The sequence below is a fragment of the Mesorhizobium sp. WSM3859 genome, from assembly GCF_002295065.1.
In the GTDB taxonomy this organism is placed as follows: Bacteria; Pseudomonadota; Alphaproteobacteria; order Rhizobiales; family Rhizobiaceae; genus Mesorhizobium.
In genome coordinates this window covers 159,784-183,766 of sequence record NZ_NSGG01000001.1, presented here as the reverse complement: position 1 = coordinate 183,766, position 23,983 = coordinate 159,784, and the positions used below count along the sequence as shown (strand labels likewise).

Below are 23,983 nucleotides of genomic sequence, written 5' to 3'. Positions count from 1 at the left end.
ACTAAAAAACCTGTCACCTTTTGCCCACATTGCGCTGGTAAGGGCCAACCCTGCGCGACGTCCATGGCGTCCGACTGTGTGCGAGTTCGGGAACAATAATGGCAGACAGAACCCCGCTGAAAGCAGCCGACCACAACAATATCGCCGATGATGATCCGTTCGCGGAGCTGACCCGGATCATGGGTTTCGATCCGCGCCAGCCGGTGAGACAGCCGGCCCCCGCGGACGAGAAAGCCATGCCGGCTAACCAGGCTCCTGCGGCGGACGACTTCGACATCGACCTCGAGAAGGAGTTGATGGGCGAGTTCGATTCCTTGGAGGAAAGCGAGCCCGTCGCGCAGCAGGCTGTCGTGCATCAGATCAGGCAGGAACCGGCTTTCGAGCCTGCCAGCGTCGCCGCGAATGACGACGAACTGATGGCATCCTTCGAGCAGGATTTTATCTTCGACGACGCGGCTGATCACGCCGACTTTGCGGTGACGCGCGCACCGGAGCCGCAGTTCGCTCCAGAACCGCGCTTCGCGGCTGAGCCGGAAGTCGCGCCAGAGGCGCATTTCGCATCCGAGCGTTTCGCGCCGGAGCCGGAAGTCGCTCCCGAGCCGGAAGTCGCTTTCGACGATGATTTCGACAAGGCCGTCGCCAGCTCGCTGGATGTCTCGGCACTCGAAGACGATCTTCCGATCGATGAGGAGATGGCCGCGTCGCTGGACCAGGATTTCCAGCTCGACCATCACGAGCCAGCCAACCTCGACTATCACCAGCCGGCGGACACCCGTCAGGATGCCGTCGAAGCTATGCAGGCCGCGAGCGAAGAGGCGTTCGACGCCGATTTCGACAGCGCGGTCCAGATGTCGCTCGAAGACGAGCTGTCGTTTGAAAGCCATGAGCCCGAGCAGTACGCGCAGGCTGAAAGCCCTGAGCCCGAGGAGCATGCGCAGGCCGTCGAGCCGGTCGAAGCTCATGCAGCCGCCCCGCTGATCTCCGAGGATGATTTCGCCGGTCATTTCGACCAGGCGCTGAGCGACGATGTCAATCTCGGCCAGGATCAGGGTCTTCAGGAGCCAGAGCTGTCGCTCGGCGACGAGCCGGCCCCGATGGTCGAAGCGGAAGCCGCCCGCTTTGCCGCGGAGCCGGAACCCGTCGCGCCCGAACCTTCCGCCGCGCCGACCCTCGATGACGATTTCGAGCTGAGCTTCCGCGACGCGCTGAAAGAAGAGCCGCAAGCTCCGGGCGTGGAGCCCGCCGCCGCGTTGCAGCCGGACGCGCCGGCTCCGGTCCCGCCAGTCGCCGCTGCTCCGGTCCCTCCGGTCGTGACTATGGAGCCGGCCAAGCCGACCGCCAGCGAGCGCAGCCTGGAGGACGAGCTCAACGCGCTGCTCGGCGCCATGACCGCGCGGCCGATGCCCACGATCAAGGAGCCTGCTCCCGCGCCACGACCGGTTGCCGAACCCGAGAGCCACACCGGTGGGCAGGCAGCCGCCGACGATCTCGACTGGGATATCGACGAGCACCAGCCGGCGCAGGACGGGCAGGACACTCAGTCGGCCGGGAGCGACCCGGACGACCTGCTCGCCAACGAGCTTGACCGCCAGGATTTTGCGCCCCCGGCCAAGGCCGAATCCGCCGGGACCGGGCCTTCTGCGGACGTACAGGGCATTGATTTCGACGACGACGCCTTCGGCGCCGCTTTCGCCCGGAGTATCGAGGCCGAGCAAGAGGCCGCCAGGGCGAAGTCTTCGGCAAATTCGTCTGATTGGATGCATCCGACGCCGGTCGAGCAGACAAGGTCGTGGAGCCGTTCTACCCCGACCTCGGCTCCGCCGGTGCAGGCTTCGTTTGCGGTACAGCCGGCCCCCGCGGCGCCGGTGCAGATGGCAGCGCCTTCGGTGCCGCTGCAGATGAGCGCGCCTGCTTACCGCAATGAGCCGGCAGCGGATTATTCCGCCTATGCCAAGCCGGCGCAGGCCCCGATGGACACGCCGCAGCCCCGCCAGCATGACGAGGTGCCGGATGTCGAGACTGTCGATGTTCCGGAGCGCGTGGTTGCGCTCGCCGACGACCTCGACATTCCGGAGCTCAGCTTCGAGGAGGATCAGCCGGCGGCCGCCGCTTATGACGATCTGGACGCGGAATTCGCGAGCCTGCTCACCGACATGAACGCGACGGAGATCGCATCCGCGTCCGTGCAGAACCGTGGCTATGACGACAAAAGCTACAGCTCCGGCTTCAACGGCTATGACCGTCGCGACTTGCGGGCCGAGGCTCCGGCGGCTCCAGCCGCTCCGGCTTCCTTCGCGGCCGCGAACGATTACGACGCCGACGATCTGCCCGGCAGCCGGCCGGTGCAGCAGCAGGACGAGTTCGCAACCGATGAGCTCGACTATGATCCTGAGATCGAAGAGACGATGGCGATCCCAGGGCTTGGCGAACGCGAAGCGGCGCAGCCGCGCCGTCGCGGCATGATGATCGCGGCGCTGGTCGGCGCCGTGGTGGTTCTCGGCGGCCTTGGTGCGCTGGCCTTCTCTTTCGGCGGCAAGGGCGGCAGCGATGCTCCGGTGATCGTCAAGGCCGATAATTCGCCGATCAAGGTGAAGCCCGAAAATCCGGGTGGCGCGGTGGTGCCGAACCAGGACAACAAGGTTTACGACGCGGTCGCCAAGGGCGGCGGCGCGGCCAAGCCCGCCGAGCCGGTGCAGCAGAAGCTGGTGAACACCACCGAGCAGCCCGTGGACTTGGCCTCGAAGGAACCGCCGCCGAGCCGCGTGGTCGATCTTTCGCCCAACGATAACGACGCCGCGGCCGGCACTGACGCCGCTGGCAGTTCGAACACGGCATTGCCCGGCGTCGAGCAGGCGGCTGCACCCGAAAGCGTCCAGCCGGCCGCGCCGGCAAGCACGCAGCCGGCGGCACCGGCGCCGAAGTCGGAAGACCGCATCGCACAGGTGCTGCAGCAGGATGCCGACAACACCGCCACCAACGACGTCGTCGCCGTCGCGCCGCGCAAGGTGAAGACGATGATGGTCAAGCCTGACGGCTCGCTGGTGCCGCGCGAGGATCCGGCTCCGGCCGCGCCGAAGGTCGCGGCGGCCGAGCCGAGCGATCCGGCGCCGCAGCATGTCGCGCCGGCCTCCGAGGGTCAGCAGACGGGAACCGTTGCTTCCGACACGGGCCAAGCCGATATGAGCCAGGCCAATGCTGGCCAGGCCGATGCGGCGACCGTCAAGCCGGCGAAGCCCACGAAGAAGGCTGAAGCCAAGGCGCAGTCGACCAACACCCCGGCGGTGGTGCCGGTGGCGCCGGCGCGTCCGTCCGACCAGCCGGTCGATATCGTCGGTGAGGTCAAGCCGGACCAGGTCGCTTCCATCGATCCGGCGGCGGCAGCCGGCGGCGGCTCGTGGTCGATGCAGATCGCCTCGCAGGCGACGGTCGAAAGCGCGCAGTCTACCTATCAGGACCTGCAGCGCCGCTATGGCAGCGTGCTCTCCGGCCGCACCGCCAACATCGTCAAGGCCGAGGTCGCGGGCAAGGGCACCTTCTACCGCGTCCGCGTCCCGGCCCAGTCGCGCAACGATGCGATCAACCTTTGCACCAGCTACAAGGCGGCCGGCGGCAACTGCTTCGTGTCGCGCTGATAGGGTTCAGCTTCCAAAGCCGGCGCCGCCGCGAGGCCGCGCCTGCTTTTCGTTGTGGACGGTTGTGGGGCTGTGGCCGGCCCGAGGGCGGGGGTGATTCCCTTTGCCCGCTCAAAGCCTTAAGCTTGCGTCTATGAGCGAATCAAAATCCATGATCCTCGGCTGCGCCGGGAAATCCCTCACCGAAGACGAAATCCGTTTCTATCGGGACGAGCGTCCCTGGGGCTTCATCCTGTTTGCGCGCAACATCGGCGAAGCCGGGCAGATCCGCGATCTGGTCGCCGCGATGCGTGATTGTGTCGGTCGCCCGGATGCACCGGTCTTCATCGACCAGGAAGGCGGCAGGGTGCAGCGTCTGCGTCCGCCGCTGGCGCCGAACTACCCGGCCGGAGGTGCGCTTGGCGCGTTGTGGCGCGATGATCGCGAGGCTGGCCGCCGCGCGGCCTGGCTGCTGGCGCGGCTGCATGCCTTCGATCTTTCCCGCCTGGGCATCACCGCCGACTGCCTGCCGGTGCTCGACGTGCCGGTCGAAGGCGCCAGCGACGTCATCGGCGCGCGCGCCTATGGCAAGGAGCCTAACGCCGTGATCGAGCTTGGCCGGGCTTCGGCCGAGGGATTGATGGCCGGCGGCGTGCTGCCGGTGATGAAGCATATTCCTGGCCACGGCCGGGCATCCGCCGACACGCATTTCGCGCTGCCGACCGTCGATACGCCGCTCGATGCGTTGCGCCGGCATGATTTCGCCCCGTTCAAGGCGCTTAACCAACTGCCCATGGCGATGACCGCGCATGTCGTCTACAGCGCCGTCGATCCCGACAATCCGGCGACGACGTCCGCCAAGGTCGTCGATCAGGTGATCCGCGGCGAGATCGGCTTCGACGGACTGCTGATGAGCGACGACACCTCGATGAAGGCACTTTCTGGGGATTTCCCGACAAAGGCGGCCTCGATCCTTGCGGCCGGCTGCGATCTCGTCCTTCACTGCAACGGCGTTTTCGAGGAAATGTCGGGGATCGCGTCGCGCACGACGGCGCTGTCGGGCAAGTCCTTGCAGCGCGCGGAGCGGGCTCTGACCTATATAAAGGATCGCGACGTCGCCGACGAAACGGCGATACGCGCGGAATTCGCCACCTATTTCGAAGCGGTGGCCTGAACCGAAGGGACGAAAGGCAAGTGGCGGAGACATTGGAAGGCAAGGCCGCGAAGGCCGCACCGATGGACCGTCTGTGGGCCGAGAACGACGATTCACGCCTGACCGGCGATCCGTCGCTGGTCGTTGACGTGGCCGGCTTCGAGGGCCCGCTTGACCTTTTGCTGCATCTTGCCCGCAACCAGAAGGTCGATCTGGCGCGCATTTCGATCCTGGCTTTGGCCGAGCAGTACTTGGCCTTCATCGAGAAGGTGCGGGCGCTGAGGCTCGAGCTTGCCGCCGATTATCTGGTGATGGCGGCATGGCTTGCCTTCCTGAAGTCGAAGCTCCTGATCCCGAAACAGCCGGGCGAGGAGGGCGAAAGCGGCGAGGAACTGGCGGCGGTGCTGCAATTCCGGCTGAAGCGACTGGAAGCGATGCGCGACGCCTCGGCGCGGCTGGTCAACCGCAACCGCCTCGGTCGCGACGTCTTCGCGCGCGGCATGCCGGAAATGGTCATCGTCGAGAGGCGCAACGCGTTTTCGGCTTCGCTCTACGATCTGCTCACCGCCTATGCGCAGCAGCGCCAGCGGCAGGCGATCAACAATGTGACGATCGCCCGGCGCGCCGTGTGGTCGCTGAAGGATGCGCGCGAGGTGCTGGCGCGGCTGATCGGCGCGGTCGGCGACTGGACGGCGCTCGACAGTTTCCTGATCGAGTATCTGGCGGCGCCGGAAGAAAAGCGCACGGCGATGGCAAGCTCCTTCGCCGCGACGCTGGAAATGGTGCGCGAGGGCAAACTGGAAGTGCGGCAGGACCAGGTGTTCGCGCCGATCTATCTGCGCAGCCGCGCGCAAGGGGAAAAAGCAGTCGAGGTTGTATCATGAGTGAACGCGCCAACGCTTCGGTGATCCCGTTCAGGGTCGAGGATGAGCCGGAAGACGAGATGGCCGAGCAGGGTTCGATCGAGAACCCCGCCGAGCGGATGCAATTGTCGGAAGCCGTGCGGATGGCCGAGGCGATCATTTTCGCCAGCGCCGAGCCGGTCAGCGAAAAGCAGCTTGCCGCGCGCCTGCCGGAAGGCGTCAACATCGCCGCCGCGATGGCCGATCTGCAGCAGATCTATGCCAAGCGCGGCGTCAATCTGGTGCGGGTCGGCGATGCCTGGGCCTTCCGCACCGCCGGCGACCTGGCTTTCCTGATGAGCCGGGACTCCATTCAGCAAAGAAAGCTGTCGCGCGCGGCGCTCGAAGTGCTGGCGATCATCGCCTACCACCAGCCGGTGACGCGCGCTGAAATCGAGGACATCCGGGGCGTGGAGACCTCGAAAGGCACGCTCGACACGCTGCTCGAAACGGAATGGGTCAGGATGCGCGGCCGCCGCCGCACGCCCGGACGGCCGGTGACCTACGGCACCACCGACGCCTTCCTCGACCATTTCGCGCTGGAGGAGATCCGCGATCTGCCCGGTATGGAAGAGCTGAAGGGCGCGGGCCTGCTCTCGACGCGAATGCCGGCCAATTTCTCGATGCCGGTGCCGCCGGCCGATCCCGACGCGCTCGCCGAGGACGAGGATGAGCTGACCGATATCGACCTCGAGGAGCTCGGGCTGCTGACGCCGCGCGTCACGGAAGAGTGACCGCGGAACCGGCACGAATGGTCTCTTAGCAAGGCCTGCGCGGATTCGTAGCAAGGCGCTCACGTCGAAAGTGCGTGACATCCGCTAGCCATTTTATCAACTTCATTGCGGTTGTGTTTGAATCCCCGAGCGAAAACGCATAGATCATCGCCGAGGGAAAACATTCGAGAGAGATCGTTATGGGTTCGTTTTCGATTTGGCACTGGATGATCGTGCTGGTCATCGTGCTTCTGGTGTTCGGCCGCGGCAAGATCCCCGAGCTGATGGGCGACATGGCCAAGGGCATCAAGAGCTTCAAGAAGGGCATGGCTGACGACGACGTTGACGACAAGCGGACCGTCGAGCACCGCGCCGACGAGACTGTTTCGCCGGGCAAGGAAAAGGTCAGCAAGAGCTGATCCGATTGTTGGTTTGAGCATGCCGTTGTCCCAAAACCGCTTCGCATGTGCGGGCGGCGTGCTCTCGTCGGAATAGATTGTCATGTTCGAAGTCGGTTGGAGCGAACTGCTGGTGATCGCGGTCGTCATGATCGTGGTCGTCGGGCCCAAGGATTTGCCCAACATGTTGCGCACCTTCGGCCGTACCGCGGCGAAACTGCGCGCCATGGCCGGCGACTTCCAGAAGCAGTTCAACGAAGCGCTGAAGGAAGCCGAACTCGACGACGTCAAGAGTTCGATCGACAGTCTCCGCAGCCTCAATCCGATGAACGAGGTGCGCAAGCAGCTCAATCCGTTCGAGCAGGCTGCAGCCGATGTGCGGGCCGGCGTCGATACGATGATGAAGCCGAAACCGGCCGCCGACCCGGCGGCGCCGGCAGCAGACACGCCGCAGCCCGCCGAGCCGTTGAAAAACGGCGCGACGGACATGCCCGGCGTCGGCGCGACCGAGCCTGCCCCGGCTGCCCCGATCTTCCCTTCCATGACCGACGCCTCTGTCACGGCATCGGTTTCGGAGGCCCCGCTGGCGGCCAAGCCGGCGAAAAAAGCGGCGACCACAAAGGCCAAGACCAGCGGCGCAGCGGCGAAAGCGGTGGTGGCACCGAAGGCCGCAAAGGCACCGGCCAAAGCCGTCGTGCCTGCAAAGGCCGCGCCCAAGGCTGAGGCAAAGCCTGCCGCGGCAAAGAAGCCGGCCGCCAGGAAGACGGCTGACAGCAAGAAGACGGCGGGAGCCGCCAAGTGAGCGTATCGGACAAGGAGCGGGAAGAAATCGAGAAATCGTCGGCGCCGCTGATCGAGCATCTCATCGAGTTGCGCCGTCGCCTGATCTGGTCGCTGGGCGGCTTTTTCGTCGCTTTTCTCGTCTGCTTTTTCTTCGCCAAACGCCTGTTCAATCTTCTGGTCATCCCGTTCAAATGGGCGACGCAATGGGCGGGGCTAGACCCGCATAAGGTCGAGCTGATCTACACCGCGCCGCAGGAGTTCTTCTTCACCCAGGTGAAGCTCGCCATGTTCGGCGGCATGGTGATCGCCTTCCCGCTGATCGCCACGCAGATCTACAAGTTCATCGCGCCCGGCCTCTACAAGAACGAGCGCAACGCCTTCCTGCCGTTCCTGATCGCGTCGCCCATCCTGTTCCTGATGGGCGCCTCGCTGGTCTATTTCTTCTTCACCCCGATGGTGATGTGGTTCTTCCTCGCCATGCAGCAGGTCGGCACCAACGACCAGGTGCAGATTTCGCTGCTGCCAAAGGTTTCGGAATATCTCAGCCTGATCATGACGCTGATCTTCTCCTTCGGCCTGGTGTTCCAGCTGCCGGTGGTGACCAGCCTTTTGACGCGCGTCGGCCTGTTGTCGTCGCAGGCGCTGGCCGAGAAGCGCAAATGGGCGATCGTGCTGTCCTTCGTGGTCGCCGCGGTGCTGACGCCGCCCGATCCGATGAGCCAGTGCGGCCTCGCCATCCCGACGATCATTCTCTATGAGGTCGCCATCTGGTCGTCGCGCATGATCGAGCGCAGCCAGGCGCGCGACCGCCTGGCGCGCGAGCAGGCGGAGAGCTCGGGCGCCAGCAACACTCCGGACGCGCCGTCCACCTAAGCGGCGGCAAGGCAGGGAAATCGAGGCGGCGCGCCTGTCCGCTGTCTTGCATCGACGGCGGATGCGGTTTACGCCCTCGATCCTTACTTTTGAGGATCGACCATGCTTGACATCAAATGGATTCGCGACAACCCGAAGGCCCTTGTCGAGGCGCTGGTGAAGCGCTCGTGGTCGGCTGACGAGGCGCAGTCCACGGTCGACGATCTGATCGCCAAGGATGAGGCACGGCGTTCGCATCTCAGTGAGCTGCAGGTCAAGCAGGAGCGCCGTAATGCCGCCTCGAAGGAGATCGGCAATGCCATGCGTTCGGGCGATTCGGCACTTGCCGAAAAGCTCAAGGGTGAAGTCAGCGACATCAAGGCCTTTATCCAGAACGGCGAGGCGCGCGAGCGCGAGCTCGACAAGGCGCTGAACGACGCGCTAGCGGTGCTGCCCAACGTGCCGCTGGAGGACGTGCCGGTCGGCAAGGACGAGCACGACAATGTCGTCAAGCGCATCGTCGGCGAGGTGCCGGCCCGCCCGAACTGGGTGAAAGAGCATTTCGAGATCGGCGAAGCGCTCGGCATGATGGATTTCGAGCGGGCGGCGAAATTGTCCGGCGCGCGTTTCACCGTGCTGAAAAGCCAGCTGGCCCGCATGGAGCGCGCGCTCGGCCAGTTCATGCTCGACCTGCATACGACGGAGCATGGCTATGAGGAGGTCATCCCGCCGCTGATGGTGCGCGACGAGGTGCTTTTCGGCACCAACCAGCTGCCGAAATTCGAGGAGGACCTGTTCTTCACACCGCATGGCGATGGTCGGCTTGGCCTGATCCCGACGGCCGAAGTGCCGCTGACCAACCTCGTGCGCGAAGAGATCACCGCCCATGAAAAACTGCCGCTGCGCTACACGGCGCTGACGCCGTGCTTCCGCTCGGAAGCGGGCTCGGCCGGCCGCGACACGCGCGGCATGCTGCGCCAGCACCAGTTCTACAAGGTCGAGCTGGTCTCGATCACCGACCAGGAAAACTCGATCGCGGAGCATGAGCGTATGACGCAATGCGCCGAGGAAGTGCTGAAGCGGCTCGGCCTGCCGTTCCGCACGATGACACTCTGCACCGGCGACATGGGTTTCGGCGCGCGCAAGACCTACGACATCGAGGTTTGGCTGCCTGGCCAGAACGCCTATCGCGAAATCTCGTCCTGCTCGGTCTGCGGCGATTTCCAGGCCAGGCGCATGGATGCCCGTTACAAGGACAAGGACGGCAAGGGCAACCGCTTCGTCCACACGTTGAACGGCTCGGGCACCGCTGTCGGTCGCGCTCTCATTGCCGTCATCGAAAACTACCAGAATGAGGATGGCAGCGTAACCATTCCTGAAGTGCTGCGGCCGTACATGGGTGGTCTCGCCAAGATCGAAGCGAAGTAACTTGATGCGCATTCTCCTGACCAACGACGACGGCATCCACGCCGAAGGGCTGGCGTCGCTCGAACGCATCGCCCGCACGCTGTCGGATGATGTCTGGGTGGTGGCGCCGGAGCAGGACCAGTCCGGCTATGCGCATTCGCTGTCGATTTCGGAGCCGCTCCGGCTGCGCAAGATCGGCGAGAAGCACTACGCCGTGCGCGGCACGCCGACCGACTGCGTCATCATGGGCACGAAGAAAATCCTGCCCGGACCGCCGGACCTCATCCTGTCCGGCGTCAATTCCGGCGCCAACATCGCCGATGATGTGACCTATTCCGGCACGGTGGCGGGCGCCATGGAAGGTGCGCTGCTCGGCGTGCGCTCGATCGCGGTCAGCCAGGCCTATTCCTATGTCGGCGAGGATCGCGTCATTCCTTATGAGACGACCGAGGCGCTGGCCCCGGCGTTGCTCAAGCGGCTGGTGGAAACGCCGCTGCCGGAAGGCGTGCTGCTCAATGTCAATTTCCCGAACTGCGCTCCCGACGAGGTCGAAGGCACCGTCGTCACTTCGCAGGGCAAGTTGGTTCACAGCCTTTGGGTCGACGAGCGGCGCGACGGGCGCGGCCTGCCTTACTACTGGCTGCGCTTCGGCCGCGAGCCGGTCGAAGGCAAGAAGGGCACCGACCTTCATGCGCTGCGCAACCGGCTGGTGTCGGTGACGCCGCTGCAGCTCGACCTCACCGCCCATGAACTCCGCGATCAACTGACCAAGGCGCTGTCATAAATAAGGTTTTGGCATGAACACGGCTATCGACGACCGCGAAGGGTTTGCCGCTTTCCTGCTCAGGCTGCGGGGCAGGGGCGCGGCGCCGAAGCCGCTGGTCGCCGCTTTCGAGGCGACGCCGCGGCGTGGTTTCCTATCGGCCCAGTTCCATGCGCTCGCCTGGTCGGACGGCATGCTGCCGATCGAATGCGGCGAAGCGATCGAGGGCGCCGATCTGCAAGCAGCCGTGATAGCAGCGCTCCACATCGAGCCGGGCAACCGCGTGCTCGAGATCGGCACCGGTTCGGGTTACACGGCCGCGGTCATGTCGCGGCTCGCGGCGCGTGTCATTACCATTGACCGTTACAAGACGCTCACCGAGCAGGCCAAGCAGCGCTTCGAGGCGCTTGCCATCAGCAATATCATCGTGCGCCAGGCCGACGGTTCCAACGGCCTGCCCAATGAGGGGCCGTTCGACCGCATCGTCGCCTGGGCGGCCTTCGACAGCCTGCCGCGCTTCCTGCTCGACCAATTGTCGAGCGGCGGCATCGTCATCGCGCCGATCGGCCCGGAAGAGGGCGAGCAGGTACTGGCCAAGCTCACCAAGGTCGGCAGCCGCTTCGAGCGCGAGGACATCGGCATGGTCAGATTGCAGCCGATCCTGCGCAGCGTCGCCGCGGTGATTTAGCGGGCCTTCGGACCTTCGCCAAAATTTCCGCCAATGTTTTAAGAAAATTTTCGTCGGATTCTAATGGGTTAACCCGGCAGTAACATTAACGCGCTTTAATCAGGGCCAGTTTGTACCGGGTCTGTGCGGGTTAGTGCGATGCAATTCAATCACTTGAAAGCAAACAGACGCAATCTGGCGCGCGGTTGCGCTGTCCTTATGATTGCCGGCGCGGCGGCCGGGTGCAGTTCCCAGTCGATGCGCTTCAACGGTGTCGATGATGTCTTCACATCATCCACCAACAATCAGCGCGCCATCATCAACAAGCAGAATGTCGACCAGCCCTATCCGGGCGACACGGTCGCGCCTGCGCAGGTCGATGGCACGCACACCCAGTCGGTGAGCCGCTCGAGCCTCGAGCCGGTCACGACCCAGCAATTGCCGCCGCCCTCGGCGCCGGCTACGGCAAAGCCGATGCGTAGCGCTTCGGCTCCCGCACCGGCTCCGGCGCTTGCTCCCGCGCCGCATCTCGACAGGACTGCCACCGGCACTGTCGCGCCGGCTGCAAAGCCGTTCAAGACGGCCGAGCCCGATGCGGTCCGCAACGCAAGTGCTGCGCCGCATGCAACAGAAATCGTGGTCCGGGACGGCGAGACGCTTTCGGGCCTGGCGGCGCACTATCACGTGCCGGCCGACGCCATCGCCAAGGTCAACGGGATCGATCCGAACAAGGGCATCCGGTCCGGCCAGAAGATCGTCATCCCCGCTTATGCCTATTCGAGCAAGGCGGAGCCGAAGGTCGCCGAAGGCAAGCCGGCGAATGCGCCGAAGCAGCCTGCCGGCGCGCCGGAGAAGGTCGCCGTGCTGCCGCAGCAGCCCAAGGTCAAGGATGGCAAGGCGGCCGCCCAGGTCGATGCATCGGCTGCGGCCGCGGGTTCCAAGAACCCCAAGCCCGCGACGCAGGTGGCCGAGGCGAAGCCTGCCGGCGCCGGAGGCACCTATACTGTCCAGCAGGGCGACTCGCTGTCGTCGATCGCCAGGAAGACTGGCGTCGGCACCACGGCGCTGAAGCAGGCCAATGGCATGAAGGACGGTCTACTCAAGATCGGCCAAGTGCTCAAGGTCCCGGCCGGCGGCACCGTTGTGGCGGCTGCCAAGCCGGCGGCCACCACCGCCAAGCCCACGGTCGATCCGGTGACGACGGCGACGACGCCGCCTGCGGCCAAGACCACCGAGACGCTCGCCTCCTACACGCCGCCGAAGAAGGACGCCAAGGTCATCCAGCAGGCCGAGGACGACAATGCCGAGGCGCCCGATGCGACCGGCATCGGCAAGATGCGCTGGCCGGTGCGCGGCCGGGTGATCTCCGGCTTCGGCTCCGGCAAGGACGGCGTCGACATCGCGGTGCCGGAAGGAACGCCGATCAAGGCGGCCGAGAACGGCGTCGTCATCTATGCCGGCGACGGCCTCAAGGAATTCGGCAACACCGTGCTGGTGCGGCATGAGAACGGCCTGGTCACCGTCTACGGCCATGCAAGCTCGATCGAGGTGCAGCGCGGCCAGAAGGTCAAGCGCGGCCAGGAGATTGCGCTGTCCGGCATGAGCGGCACCACCGACTCGCCCAAGCTGCACTTCGAAGTGCGCAAGAACTCGGCCCCGGTCGATCCGTCGGGCTATCTCGAATAGAACAAGAACAATTGCGGGCCGCCTGACCTCCAGTCCGGCCCGCCGTCTTCAGCCCGCTCCGCAAGGAGCGGGCTTTTTCAGTTGCGGAAGATGCCTGACGCCCGGGCTTAAAGATGATCCCGGAGCGTGTCGGCGATCATCTCCTCGAGGCTGCTGGCCCTCACGCCCAGAAGCATCTCCGCATCGGAGGAATCGACTAGCAGCGGGGTCTCGAAGAGATACCTCATCTCGATGAGCTCCTGCATGCCCAGCGCTTCCATCTCGGGGATGGAGTAGGAGTGCGTCTCGGCAACCTCGCGGCCGAGCATCGCCGCGGTTTTGCGGATGAGCTCGTTGGGCGAGGCGTGTTGCGAGGGGACATGAAACGCCCGTCCCCACTCGCCGGTGTGGCGCGAGGCGGCGACCAGCGTCCTGGCGACGTCCTTGGTGAAGCTCCAGGCATGAATGGCGTCAAGGTCGCCAATGAAGGTAACGGGCTCGCCCTCGATGATCGAGGGCAGGGCGATCAGCGAGAAGTAGCTGATCGCGCCGTGCCCGAGATAGTCGCTGGAGCGTATCTCGATCGCCGGCACGCTGGCGCGGGCCGCCCGCTGCCACATGATCGTCCTGGCCGTTCCCTTCTTCGAATTCGGGTCCAGCGGCATGTCGGAGCGCAGCGGGCTTTCGCCATTCTTGCCGTAACCATAGAGGTTTCCAAGCACGATGAGCTTGGCGTCGACAGCTTCCGCTGCGCGCACGGTGCCGTCAATTATGGGGAAAAAGTCGGTTGGCCAGCGATGATATGTGGCCATGGCACACATGAACACAGCATCGGCGCCTCGGCAGACACGCGACAGCGCCGAGGCGTCCGTGGCGTCGGCCTGCATCGACCGCACATTGCGCAACGCGTTCGAACCGACGCTTCGGCTGGTCAGGATGACATCATGGCCTTCTTCGCCAAGAAGGCGAGCGGTCTCGCGTCCAACTGGGCCCGCGCCGACAACAACATACGAACTCATGGCAACCTCTCTTCCATGTTTTGAAGGAGAGGCGGGAATACAGGGTTGCGGCGTTGAAAATCGCGCGGGAATTGCCAAATCTTGAACAGGTTTTGCCATGAATCGAGAGAGCATGCTTCCACACTTCGCGCCCGTCCCGTTCGACGTTATGATGGTTTCTCGCCATATCGGGGCAGGCATGCATCGGCTGCCCCGGGCGCCGCACCATCGCATCATGGTGCATGCGAGTGCTGCGACGCGCTCCTACTGCAATCAGGCCGGGCGATATTTCGTCAGGCGCGCCGGCGATATCGACCTGGTGCCGGCCGGAGAGGAGGGCGGCTTCGAGGCCGAAACGCCGTTCGAGACGATGGAGATCGTGTTGCCGCCGGCCTTGATGGAAAGGGTCGCCGCGGAACTTGGCGGCAAGGCGCGGACATCGCGGTTCGACACCCGGCATCTGCTTCGTGACCAGCGGATCGAGCATCTCGCTCGAGCGCTGCAGAGCGATCTAGCCGCAGGCGCACCGAGCGGCCGCATGTTTGCCGACAGCATCGGCGCCGCGCTTGCGGTGAGGCTGCTTGGCCTCGATGGCCCAGATATAATTCGAGTGAACCGGCTGTCGGACGCGCAGCTAAAGCGAGTCTTGGAACACATCGAGGCCGCTCTCCACGAGCCGCTTTCGATCGATCACCTGAGCCGGGTCGCCGGCGCGAGCAGCTCGCATCTGCGCACATGGTTCAAGGCGGCGATGGGCGTCACCTTGCACCGCTACGTGTTGCGGCGCCGCGTGGAAAGGGCATGCGTCCTGTTGCGGCGCGGCGATCTCAGCACGAGCGAGGTTGCGGCGTTGACCGGCTTTGCGCACCAGTCACATCTGGCGCATTGGATGCGCCGCGAGATCGGCCAGACGCCACGTGACCTGCGACGGGTGCAGCCGCCTAAGTGACTCAATCCTTCAGCGGCTTGCCGAGCCGGCCGGCGAGGTCCCTGCTTCAGAGTAGCTTTGAAGCGGCTTTGCAACGGCGGCGGATATCAAGCCTTCGTCGATCCGGTAAAGAAGCCCTCCAGTTCCGAGAAGCCCATGGCGTTTTCTGAAAAGCGGAAGGTCCCTTCGAATTTCATCTCCCGTGCAGCGTGGACGAAACCGCCAAAGGCAAGGCGTGCCAGGGCCGAGCCGACGCTGATGCGCTTGACGCCGGCGTCCGCCAACTCGGCTACCCCAAACGTTGCCCCGGGCATGCCCATGACGATGTTGACCGGTTTGGTCAACGCGCCGCAGACGGTGCGGATCATGCCGAGGTCGTGGAGGCCGGGCGCATAAAGAACGTCAGCGCCCGCCTTTTCGAAAGCCTGCAATCTTCTGATTGTGTCATCCAGATCGGGGCGGCCCCACAGAAAGTTTTCGCAGCGTGCCGTCAGGACAAAATCATCGGGGAGTGCGCGGCGCGCTTGCGCGGCCGCCTCGATCCGCTCGACGGCGAGCGCGAACTCATAAATCGGATCATCACGCCTGCCGGTATGATCCTCAAGGGAGCATCCGGCCAAGCCGATGCCAGCAGCGGCCTGGATCGTCTCGGCGACGCTCTCCGGACTGTCGCCGAAGCCTTTTTCGAGATCGGCTGAGACGGGAAGTGGCGTCGCTCCTGCGATGGTCCGACAGTGGCTAAGCGTATCCTCTCGCGAGACCGATCCCTCGGCGACGCCAAGAGAGAATGCCATGCCGGCACTGGTGGTGGCGAGGGCGCGAAAACCCATGGCCGCCAGGATCCGCGCCGTGCCGGCGTCCCAAGGATTGGGGATGATGAACGCGCCTGGTTCCTCATGCAGCCTGCGAAGCGCGGCACCCTTGCTTTCCAATTGCATTCTCCTTCGACTTTCGAGTCACTAGAAGACGGAAAATGCCACAAGGGTCGGAACAAATAAAGAACAGCACCGCGCTGTCCCACCAGCGTGCGCCGGTGTTGGATGACGATCGTCAATCCTTCAGCGGCTTGCCGAGCCGGCCGGCGAGGTCCTGCGTGAACTGCCAGGCGACGCGGCCGGAACGGCTGCCCCGCGTTGTTGCCCATTCCAGCGCTTCCGCTCGCAATTGCTCGGGATCGATGGCCAGGTCGTGGTAGCGGACATAGCCGTCGATCATGTCGAGATATTCGTCCTGCGAGCATTTGTGGAAGCCGAGCCACAGGCCGAAACGGTCGGATAGCGAGACTTTTTCCTCAACCGCTTCCGAGGGGTTGATGGCAGTCGAGCGCTCATTGTCGATCATGTCGCGCGGCAACAGATGTCGCCGGTTGGACGTGGCGTAGAAGATGACGTTGGCGGGCCGGCCTTCGACGCCGCCTTCGAGCGCCGCCTTCAGCGACTTGTAGGAGGTATCGTCATGGTCGAAGGAGAGGTCGTCGCAAAACAGGATGAAGCGATAGGGAGCCGCCTTCAGGAGACCCATCAGCTTGGGCAGCGTGTCGATGTCCTCGCGGTGGATCTCGATCAGCTTCAGCGGCTTGTCGAGCTTGTCCGAAGCGTTGGCGGTGGCATGCACGGCCTTGACCAGGGATGATTTGCCCATGCCGCGCGCGCCCCACAACAGCACATTGTTGGCCGCGTAGCCGGACGCGAAGCGCTCGGTGTTGTCGAGCAGGATGTCGCGCACGCGGTCGACGCCGCGGATCAGGCCGATGTCGACCCGATTGACCTTGCGCACGGGCTCCAGAAAGCCGGGCTCCGCCTGCCAGACGAAGCAGTCCGCCACGCCGAGATCGGTCTGTGGCACTGGCGGCGGGGCGAGACGGGAAACCGCCTCGATCAGGCGGTCGAGCTTCTTGTTCAAGGCGTCCAGGCTGTCGGTCATTTTAGGTCTTTTTGTTGAGGTCTTTCAACGTGTGGGAGCAGCTTCCATGACATCGCTGCAAGAACCATCTCCAAGCTTCTGTTGGAGCATGATCTTTTCGGTGGCCTCGAAGCCGCTTCCGCTGCGACGCTCTAGCACGCCGCAAACGGCTGGAAAAGCAACGGATTGAACTGGCAGCGCAGTTGCATTGGCAAGTTTACAGACTATATTCCGGCCAAATTTTCGCGGGGCGGCCGCGGCGGAATTTCACCATCCAGGAGTTTCTTGATGTTCGTTACACCGGCATACGCCCAGGGCGTCGGCGCTTCGCCAGACATGCTCATCTCGATTTTGCCGTTTGTCCTGATTTTCGTGATCATGTATTTTCTGATCATCCGGCCGCAGCGCGCGCAGCTGAAGAAGCGCCAGGAAATGCTTTCGGCGGTGCGCCGCGGCGATACGGTGGTGACCGGCGGCGGCTTCGTCGGCAAGGTGACCAAGGTGATCGACGACAATGAGCTGGAGATCGACCTTGGTGGAACCAAGGTGACGGCGCTGCGCTCGACGATCTCGGACGTGCGCGTCAAGGGCGAGCCGGTGGCGAACCAGAACGCCAAGAAGTAAGGCGAAATCCCGGCGGCGATGGCCGCGGGCAAGGCTCCGACGAACGGCGGCATATGGTGTATTTTTCGCGCCTGAAGATCATGTTGATCGGGCTTGCCCTCGTCTCGATGGTCTTCGGCGCGTCGAACGTTTTTGCATCGGTGCCGGGCGCACATGTTCTGCTTCACCTGGATACGGACCAGGTAAGAAGCCGCCGGCTGGAAGCCGCGCGGGATCAGGTCAGGACGCTGCTTCGCGACGCCGAACCGAGGATCAACTATAACGGCCTTGTTGTATCCGGCCTTACGGTTCAGGTGCGCATCAGCGATGCCGCGCAGGTTGAGGCCGCCGAGGCGGCGCTCAAGGCGGTCGTCGATCCCGTCGCCGGCAAGGAAGGTCCGGTCCAGGAGTTTGCGCTCGACGACAGCGAGCCTGGCTTGCTGAAGTTCACCATGACCGATGCCGGCGCGAAATATCGGACCTCTGCGGCGCTCACCCAGTCGATGGAGGTCATCAAAAATCGCCTCAACGAACTTGGTGTGGCCGATGCCGCGGTCCAGTTGACGGATGACGGCATACTGGTTCAGGCGCCAGGCGTTGCGGATTTGCACGGCCTGGCGCAAACCCTTGCGCGGCAGGGTCGACTGAGCTTCCAACTGGTCGATACTTCGATGCCCGTGGACGATGCAGTCAATGGCCGGGCGCCTGCCGGTTCAACGGTGCTCTACACGCAGGACGATCCGCCAGTTCCCTATCTGGTCGAAGACCGGGTGCTTGTCTCGGGCGACAGCGTGCTGGACGCGGAAGCGATCCGCGACAGTTCGACAGAGCAGTTTGTCGTCGCATTCCGGCTCGATTCCAAGGGTACGCAACGTTTCAAGTGGGCAACCACGCGCAATATCGGCAGGCCGTTTGCGGTGATTCTGGACGATCAGGTAATTTCCGCGCCTATCATCCGGGAACCGATCGAGCATGGCACCGTGCAGATATCGGGGAATTTCACGGCCGCGAGCGCCAAGGAATTCGCCGTGTTATTGCGCACCGGCGCGCTGCCGGCGAGATTGACAATCGTCGAGGAAGCACGATAGGGCCGGCCATGGTCGGAACGATAACTATAGCTGACAACCTAGCCGATGGCGGAACGCTGCCGCTTGTACGCCTGAACGGATAACAACGAATGCTTTATTTCTCGCGCCTGAAGATGATCCTGATCTGGCTCGCCGTGGCCATCACAGTGATCCTTGCCGCGCCCAATCTCTTCCCGGCGAGCACGCTGGCGCAATTGCCGAGTTGGGTGCCCAAGCGGCAGATGACGCTCGGCCTCGATCTTCAGGGCGGTTCGCACATCCTGCTCCAGATGGATCAGAACGACCTGATCAAGGATCAACTGGAGACCACGCGCGACGAGATCAGGACGCTGCTGCGCGACGCCAAGATCCAATACACCGGCCTTGGCGGAACCGGCCGGACCGTTCAGGTGCGCATCAACGATCCAAGCCAGGTCGAAGCCGCCAAGACGGCGCTGAAGCCGATAACCAATCCGGTCGCGGCCGGCCTCTTTTCCGGCGGCTCGGTGCAGTCGATGACGCTGGACGATTCCGAATCCGGGCTGTTGAAGTTCACCGTCACCGATGCCGGTATCAAATACCGCACGTCGACAGCGCTGTCGCAGGCGATTGAAGTCGTCGAGCGGCGCGTCAATGCGCTCGGGACGACTGAGCCGATCGTGCAACGGCAGGGTGATGATCGAATCCTGGTCCAGGTGCCTGGGCTGCAGAACCCGCAGAGGCTGAAGGACATTATCGGCCAGACCGCCAAACTGACGTTCCAGATGGTCGACACGTCCGTGCCGGTCCAGGACGCGCTGAAGAACCGGCCGCCGCCCGGCGATTCCATCCTCTATTCGCAGGACGATCCTCCGGTTCCTTACCTCGTCGAGAACCGCGTTATCGTGTCGGGCGAAGACCTGTCCAATGCCACGCCAACCTATAACTCGCAGACCAATGAGCCGGTGGTTTCGTTTGCCTTCAATTCGCGTGGGGCAACCCGGTTCGGTCAGGCGACCCAGCAGAATGTCGGCAAGCCATTCGCCATCGTGCTCGACAACCAGGTGATTTCGGCGCCGGTGATCCGCGAGCCGATCCTTGGCGGTAGCGGCCAGATCTCCGGCAATTTCACGGCCGAGAGCGCCAACGACCTCGCTGTCCTGCTGCGCGCAGGCGCCTTGCCGGCGAAATTGACCATCATCGAAGAGCGCACAGTCGGCCCGGGCCTCGGCCAGGACTCGATCCACGCCGGCAAGGTGGCGGGCGTGATCGGCTCGATCCTCGTCGTCGCCTTCATGTTCGTCGCCTATGGCTTCCTCGGCTTTATCGCCAACATCGCCTTGGCCGTGCACGTGGCGATGATCGTGGGCGCGCTATCGCTGCTCGGCGCCACGCTGACGTTGCCGGGTATCGCCGGTATCGTGCTCACCATCGGCATGGCGGTGGACTCCAACGTCCTGATCTATGAGCGCATCCGCGAGGAGCGACGAAACGGCCGCTCAGTCATTCAGGCGATCGACACCGGCTTCTCCAAGGCCCTGGCGACCATCGTCGATTCCAACGTCACATCGCTGATCGCGACCGTCGTGCTGTTTTTCCTCGGCACCGGTCCGGTCAAAGGCTTTGCCGTCACCTATGCGATCGGCATTCTGACCACGGTGTTCACCGCCTTCACCTTCACCCGCATGCTGGTTGCGATCTGGCTGCGCCGCGCTCGCCCGAAGGAATTGCCGCGCGCGCCGGTCACCTTCATTCCACCGGGCACAAAAATCCCGTTCATGGGCATCCGCCGCTGGACCTTCGCTCTGTCCAGCCTGCTGTCGGTGCTTTCGGTCGTCGGCTTCCTGACCATCGACATCAATTACGGCATCGACTTCAAGGGCGGCTCGATGATCGAGGTGCAGGCGAAGCAGGGCGACGCCGACCTCGGCGACATCCGCAACCGGTTGTCCGAGCTCAACATCGGTGAGATCCAGGTGCAGCAGTTCGGCGCGCCGAACGATGTCCTGATCCGCGTCGGCACGCAGGATGCCGGCGAGAATGCCGAGCAGACCGTTATCGACAAGGTGCGGGGCGAGCTGCAGGACCAGTATGATTTCCGCCGCGTCGAAGTGGTCGGCCCGACGGTATCGGGCGAGCTCGCCAAGCAGGGCACGATCGCCATGCTGATCGCGCTGGTCGGCATCCTGCTCTATGTCTGGTTCCGCTTCGAATGGCAGTTCGCGGTCGGAGCCATCGTCGCCACGGTGCACGATGTGGTGATGACGATCGGCTTCTTCGTCCTGACTGGGCTGGAGTTCAACCAGTCGTCGCTGGCTGCGATCCTGACCATCATAGGCTACTCACTGAACGACACCATCGTCGTCTATGACCGCGTCCGCGAGGATCTCAGAAAATACAAGAAGATGCCGCTGCCGCAGCTCCTGAATAACGCCATCAACGAGACGCTGTCGAGAACCACGCTCACCTCGGTGACGACGTCGCTAGCGCTGCTGGCGCTGGTGCTTTTCGGCGGCGAGGTTATCCGCTCCTTCACGCTGGCGATGCTGTTCGGCGTGGTGTTCGGCACCTATTCGTCGATCTTCATCGCCGCGCCGCTGCTGATCCTGTTCCGGTTGCGGCCGCAGGCCGCGACCGAAGAGGAGAAGAAGCCGGTGAACGGCAAGGCCCTGACGACCTGACCCTGCCGGATCAGGATGACGTTTCGTTGAACCGTCCTCCTGATCTAACCTTTTGTTGGAGCATGATCTTTTCCGAAAACCGGTTCCCACTTTTTGCGTGCGCTGACCTCCGGTTCGGGATCATGCTCTAGAGCCGGATGAGTTACGCTCTAGATCCATGGCTAAAGGCATCATCATCCGCGAGGCGCATTTCCCCGGCAAGGCGGCGATCGAGGCCTATGGCAATGGCGGCTTCCGCTTCGCGGACATGTCGCATCGCGGATCGCTGCTCGTTCTGCCGTCGGGCATCCATGGCTGGGAACCTGCCGATCCGCTGGCGCTGAAGGCCTCGGACTTCGACAAGTTGCTCGCCGAAGCCGACCGAGTGGAGATACTGCTGGTCGGCATGGGCAAGGATTTGCGGCCGCTGCCGGCGGCGCTGCGCGCCGCGCTCAAGGAGGCCGGCATCTCCGCCGACCCGATGTCGACGGGCGCGGCGGTGCGGACCTACAATGTGCTGCTGGCCGAAGACCGCGCCGTGGCCGCGGCGCTGATCGCCGTCGACTGAATGGCCGGCACGCCCGACATCGTCGAGAATGGCGACATCGTCATGGATGCGGTACGCGCCGCCGACCATGACCGCTATTTGTCGGCGCTCTACGCGCCGGCCGACAGGCGCGGCGCGTTGCTTGCACTCTACGCCTTCAATGCCGAGATCGCCGGCGTGCGCGATCGCATCCATGAGCCGCTGCCGGGCGAGGTCAGGCTGCAATGGTGGCGCGACGTCATTTTGGCCGACGGGGATGCCGGGACAGGCCACCCGACCGCCGATGCGTTGCGCGCGACGATCGCCGCCCACCATCTGCCGAAAACTGCTTTCGAGAACATGCTCGAGGCGCGCATCTTCGATCTCTATGACGATCCAATGCCGTCGCGGACCGACCTCGAGGGCTATTGCGGCGAGACGGCCGCGGCGCTGATCCAGCTTGCGGCCATGGTGCTCGATCCGGTGGCGGCGCCTGGCTTCGCCGAGCTGGCGGGCCGAGCCGGTTGCGCCCAGGCCATCACCGGCCTGCTGCTTCTGCTGCCGCTGCACCGCCGGCGCGGGCAATGCTTTGTGCCCGCAGATATCCTCGCGGCATCCGGCACGACGCCGGAAGAGTTCATCAAGGGCGAGGGCGGGGCTGCCGCCGAGCGCGCGGTTGCGGCGATGATCGCGCTGGCGCGGGAGCATCTCAGCGCCTTCGAGAAAGGTGCGGCGGCGCTTCCCGTTTCGTTGCGGCCGGCCTTCCTGCCGCTGGCGTTGACCCGCGCCTATCTCGACAAGACGGAGACGGCTCGCAGGTCGCCGCTCGGCACAACGGCGACGCTTTCCATCCTGCGTCGGCACTGGCTGCTCTTGCGTCATGCGATGCGGGGCTGGACGCCCCTTTGACGTAAACGTCAATCATGCTAGGGGTTCTGTCGCGTGCACCCGCGTCAAAGAAATGCGGGCCGCCGGAGGAGCCGCGTTTCCATGAGCCTGCCAGTCCTGGTCGTCCTAGTCGCGTTCGGCATCGCATTGTCCGTTGCTGCCGTGCATTTCACCGGCGGCACGACAACCGCGACGCTTGCCGGCACTGATCAGGCGCTCGCACGCTTTGCCGAGGATTTTCCCGATGAGAAGCCTGGAGCTGTGCGGCTGACCGCCGACAATCATGCCGCGTTTCTCGACCTCGGCCCGCAACGCTGCGGCATTGTCCAGAGCATCGGCGACTGTTTTCTCACACGCATCGTCACGCCGCACGACATTCTGGGGCTGGCGAGGGAAGGGAAAGCGGTGTCGCTGCGGCTCAACGATTTCACCTGGAAGGGCGGCAGGTTCGTCTTTGCCGGCGAAGCCGATGCGCGAGCCGTGGCGGCGACGCTGCAGAATAACGATCGGATCCGGGAGGCGGCGTGATGGACGAGTATATTTCCCGCAGGTCACCCAGCTTGCGATCCCCTTCTTTGTCGCTGCGATCCTGATCGAGCTCTGGCTGGTGCGCACTGGCCGCGCCAAGGGAACGTTCGAGACGCGCGACACGCTGACCAGCCTGATGATGGGGACCGGCAATGTCGTCGCCGGTCTGCTGCTCGGCGTCGTGTCCTACTGGGCGCTGCTGTGGCTCTGGCAATTCCGCTTCTTCAATCTCGGCCTGTCCGTCTGGGTGTTCGTCGCCGCCTTCCTGCTCGATGACTTGCGCTATTATGTTTATCACCGCATAGCGCACCGCGTGCGCTGGGTGTGGGCCGAGCATGTCAACCATCATTCCAGCCAGCATTACAATCTCTCGACGGCGCTGAGGCAGAGCTGGACCGGCCTGTTCACCTTCACCTTCATCCTGCAGGCGCCGCTTGTGCTCGCCGGCTTTCATCCGGCGGTGATCGCCTTCGTCTTCGGCTTCAACCTGGTCTGGCAGTTCTGGATCCACACCGAGACGATCGGCAAGATGTGGGGCTGGTTCGAGTTCGTCTTCAACACGCCCTCGCACCACCGCGTCCACCACGCCACCAATCCGCGCTACCTCGACGCCAATTATGCCGGCACGCTGATCATCTGGGATCGCATGTTCGGCACCTTCGTCGAGGAACTGGAGGAAGACCGGCCGCGCTACGGCATCGTCAAGAATATCGGCACCTTCAACCCGCTGAAAGTGGCCTTCCACGAATGGATCGGCATGTTCAAGGATGCGCTGGCGCCGGGGCTGACGCCCGGCCAGCGCTTCAATTATCTCATCCAGCCGCCGGGCTGGAGCCATGACGGCTCGCGCGACACGTCGGCGACGCTGAAGGCGGCTTATGTCAGGCGAAATCCTTCCCAGGCGGGCAAGCCTGGCCTGCCGACTGCGACTGCCGAGCCGGCGGAATAGCCATCGCCAAGGGGAAGGTGCTGCCGTGATGCGCGCGATAT

General features: G+C 64.0%; 22 protein-coding genes. 19 read left to right on the top strand and 3 right to left on the bottom strand.

The annotated features are described in order from the left end of the window. Window positions 1-98 precede the first annotated feature (98 nt). The 11 genes from CK230_RS00880 (at window position 99) to CK230_RS00830 (ending at window position 12,935) form a co-directional block, all read left to right on the top strand. Entirely contained in the window at window positions 99-3,632 is a 3,534-nt protein-coding gene (locus CK230_RS00880; protein ID WP_095815331.1) for an SPOR domain-containing protein, read from the top strand. Between the two features lie 133 nt (window positions 3,633-3,765). Then, complete coding sequence (gene nagZ, locus CK230_RS00875) at window positions 3,766-4,785, top strand: beta-N-acetylhexosaminidase (RefSeq protein WP_095815330.1); 1,020 nt, start codon at window positions 3,766-3,768, stop codon at window positions 4,783-4,785. A 62-nt stretch (window positions 4,786-4,847) separates the two neighbouring features. After that, the gene (locus tag CK230_RS00870) at window positions 4,848-5,648 is read left to right on the top strand and encodes a ScpA family protein (protein WP_095815802.1); all 801 of its coding nucleotides are present in this window, start codon (window positions 4,848-4,850) and stop codon (window positions 5,646-5,648) included. Next, the gene (gene scpB, locus CK230_RS00865) at window positions 5,645-6,400 is read left to right on the top strand and encodes an SMC-Scp complex subunit ScpB (RefSeq protein WP_095815329.1); all 756 of its coding nucleotides are present in this window, start codon (window positions 5,645-5,647) and stop codon (window positions 6,398-6,400) included. Before CK230_RS00870 ends, scpB begins: the two co-directional genes overlap by 4 nt. A 179-nt stretch (window positions 6,401-6,579) precedes the next feature. Continuing rightward, window positions 6,580-6,798: a twin-arginine translocase TatA/TatE family subunit gene (locus CK230_RS00860; RefSeq protein ID WP_095815328.1), complete on the top strand. Its 219-nt coding sequence runs from the start codon at window positions 6,580-6,582 to the stop codon at window positions 6,796-6,798. A gap of 82 nt (window positions 6,799-6,880) precedes the next feature. After that, on the top strand, window positions 6,881-7,579 hold the full coding sequence (gene tatB / locus CK230_RS00855; protein ID WP_095815327.1) for a Sec-independent protein translocase protein TatB: 699 nt from the start codon (window positions 6,881-6,883) through the stop codon (window positions 7,577-7,579). Then, window positions 7,576-8,433 carry a twin-arginine translocase subunit TatC gene (tatC, locus tag CK230_RS00850; RefSeq protein WP_095815326.1) on the top strand — a complete coding sequence of 286 codons (858 nt, stop codon included), beginning with the start codon at window positions 7,576-7,578 and terminating at the stop codon, window positions 8,431-8,433. The genes tatB and tatC overlap by 4 nt, the downstream gene beginning before the upstream one ends. A 102-nt stretch (window positions 8,434-8,535) precedes the next feature. Continuing rightward, a complete protein-coding gene (gene serS, locus CK230_RS00845) occupies window positions 8,536-9,840 on the top strand; it encodes a serine--tRNA ligase (protein ID WP_095815325.1) in 1,305 nt (434 codons plus the stop codon). Window positions 9,841-9,844: 4 nt separating this feature from the next. Then, the gene (gene surE / locus CK230_RS00840; protein WP_095815801.1) at window positions 9,845-10,603 is read left to right on the top strand and encodes a 5'/3'-nucleotidase SurE; all 759 of its coding nucleotides are present in this window, start codon (window positions 9,845-9,847) and stop codon (window positions 10,601-10,603) included. Between the two features lie 13 nt (window positions 10,604-10,616). Next, window positions 10,617-11,270, top strand: a complete 654-nt coding sequence (locus CK230_RS00835) for a protein-L-isoaspartate(D-aspartate) O-methyltransferase (protein WP_095815324.1) — start codon at window positions 10,617-10,619, stop codon at window positions 11,268-11,270. A 138-nt stretch (window positions 11,271-11,408) separates the two neighbouring features. After that, the gene (locus CK230_RS00830) at window positions 11,409-12,935 is read left to right on the top strand and encodes a LysM peptidoglycan-binding domain-containing M23 family metallopeptidase (protein WP_095815323.1); all 1,527 of its coding nucleotides are present in this window, start codon (window positions 11,409-11,411) and stop codon (window positions 12,933-12,935) included. A 107-nt stretch (window positions 12,936-13,042) separates the two neighbouring features. Here CK230_RS00830 and CK230_RS00825 read toward each other — a convergent pair whose 3' ends face one another. Continuing rightward, entirely contained in the window at window positions 13,043-13,933 is an 891-nt protein-coding gene (locus tag CK230_RS00825) for an NAD-dependent epimerase/dehydratase family protein (protein WP_095815322.1), read from the bottom strand. A gap of 97 nt (window positions 13,934-14,030) precedes the next feature. Between CK230_RS00825 and CK230_RS00820 the strand changes: the two genes are divergently transcribed. Then, entirely contained in the window at window positions 14,031-14,861 is an 831-nt protein-coding gene (locus tag CK230_RS00820; protein ID WP_176479972.1) for an AraC family transcriptional regulator, read from the top strand. 86 nt (window positions 14,862-14,947) lie between these two features. Here the strand turns inward: CK230_RS00820 and CK230_RS00815 are convergent, their stop codons facing one another. Both CK230_RS00815 and CK230_RS00810 read right to left on the bottom strand, forming a co-directional pair. Further along, window positions 14,948-15,778: an isocitrate lyase/phosphoenolpyruvate mutase family protein gene (locus CK230_RS00815; RefSeq protein ID WP_095815321.1), complete on the bottom strand. Its 831-nt coding sequence runs from the start codon at window positions 15,776-15,778 to the stop codon at window positions 14,948-14,950. Window positions 15,779-15,890: 112 nt separating this feature from the next. Continuing rightward, complete coding sequence (locus tag CK230_RS00810; protein ID WP_095815320.1) at window positions 15,891-16,763, bottom strand: ATP-binding protein; 873 nt, start codon at window positions 16,761-16,763, stop codon at window positions 15,891-15,893. Window positions 16,764-17,030: 267 nt separating this feature from the next. Here CK230_RS00810 and yajC point away from each other — a divergent pair, with 267 nt between their 5' ends. The 7 genes from yajC (at window position 17,031) to CK230_RS00775 (ending at window position 23,942) form a co-directional block, all read left to right on the top strand. Further along, window positions 17,031-17,366, top strand: a complete 336-nt coding sequence (gene yajC, locus CK230_RS00805) for a preprotein translocase subunit YajC (RefSeq protein WP_095815319.1) — start codon at window positions 17,031-17,033, stop codon at window positions 17,364-17,366. Window positions 17,367-17,419: 53 nt separating this feature from the next. Continuing rightward, window positions 17,420-18,433, top strand: coding sequence for a hypothetical protein (locus tag CK230_RS00800; protein WP_095815318.1), 1,014 nt, complete (start codon window positions 17,420-17,422; stop codon window positions 18,431-18,433). A gap of 89 nt (window positions 18,434-18,522) precedes the next feature. Continuing rightward, the gene (secDF, locus tag CK230_RS00795; protein WP_095815317.1) at window positions 18,523-21,072 is read left to right on the top strand and encodes a protein translocase subunit SecDF; all 2,550 of its coding nucleotides are present in this window, start codon (window positions 18,523-18,525) and stop codon (window positions 21,070-21,072) included. Between the two features lie 157 nt (window positions 21,073-21,229). Further along, window positions 21,230-21,619: an Mth938-like domain-containing protein gene (locus CK230_RS00790; protein WP_095815316.1), complete on the top strand. Its 390-nt coding sequence runs from the start codon at window positions 21,230-21,232 to the stop codon at window positions 21,617-21,619. A gap of 18 nt (window positions 21,620-21,637) precedes the next feature. Next, window positions 21,638-22,486: a phytoene/squalene synthase family protein gene (locus CK230_RS00785; RefSeq protein WP_176479994.1), complete on the top strand. Its 849-nt coding sequence runs from the start codon at window positions 21,638-21,640 to the stop codon at window positions 22,484-22,486. An 81-nt stretch (window positions 22,487-22,567) separates the two neighbouring features. Further along, entirely contained in the window at window positions 22,568-22,993 is a 426-nt protein-coding gene (locus tag CK230_RS00780) for a hypothetical protein (protein ID WP_095815315.1), read from the top strand. After that, window positions 22,935-23,942, top strand: coding sequence for a sterol desaturase family protein (locus CK230_RS00775; protein WP_245429776.1), 1,008 nt, complete (start codon window positions 22,935-22,937; stop codon window positions 23,940-23,942). Before CK230_RS00780 ends, CK230_RS00775 begins: the two co-directional genes overlap by 59 nt. Window positions 23,943-23,983 lie beyond the last annotated feature (41 nt).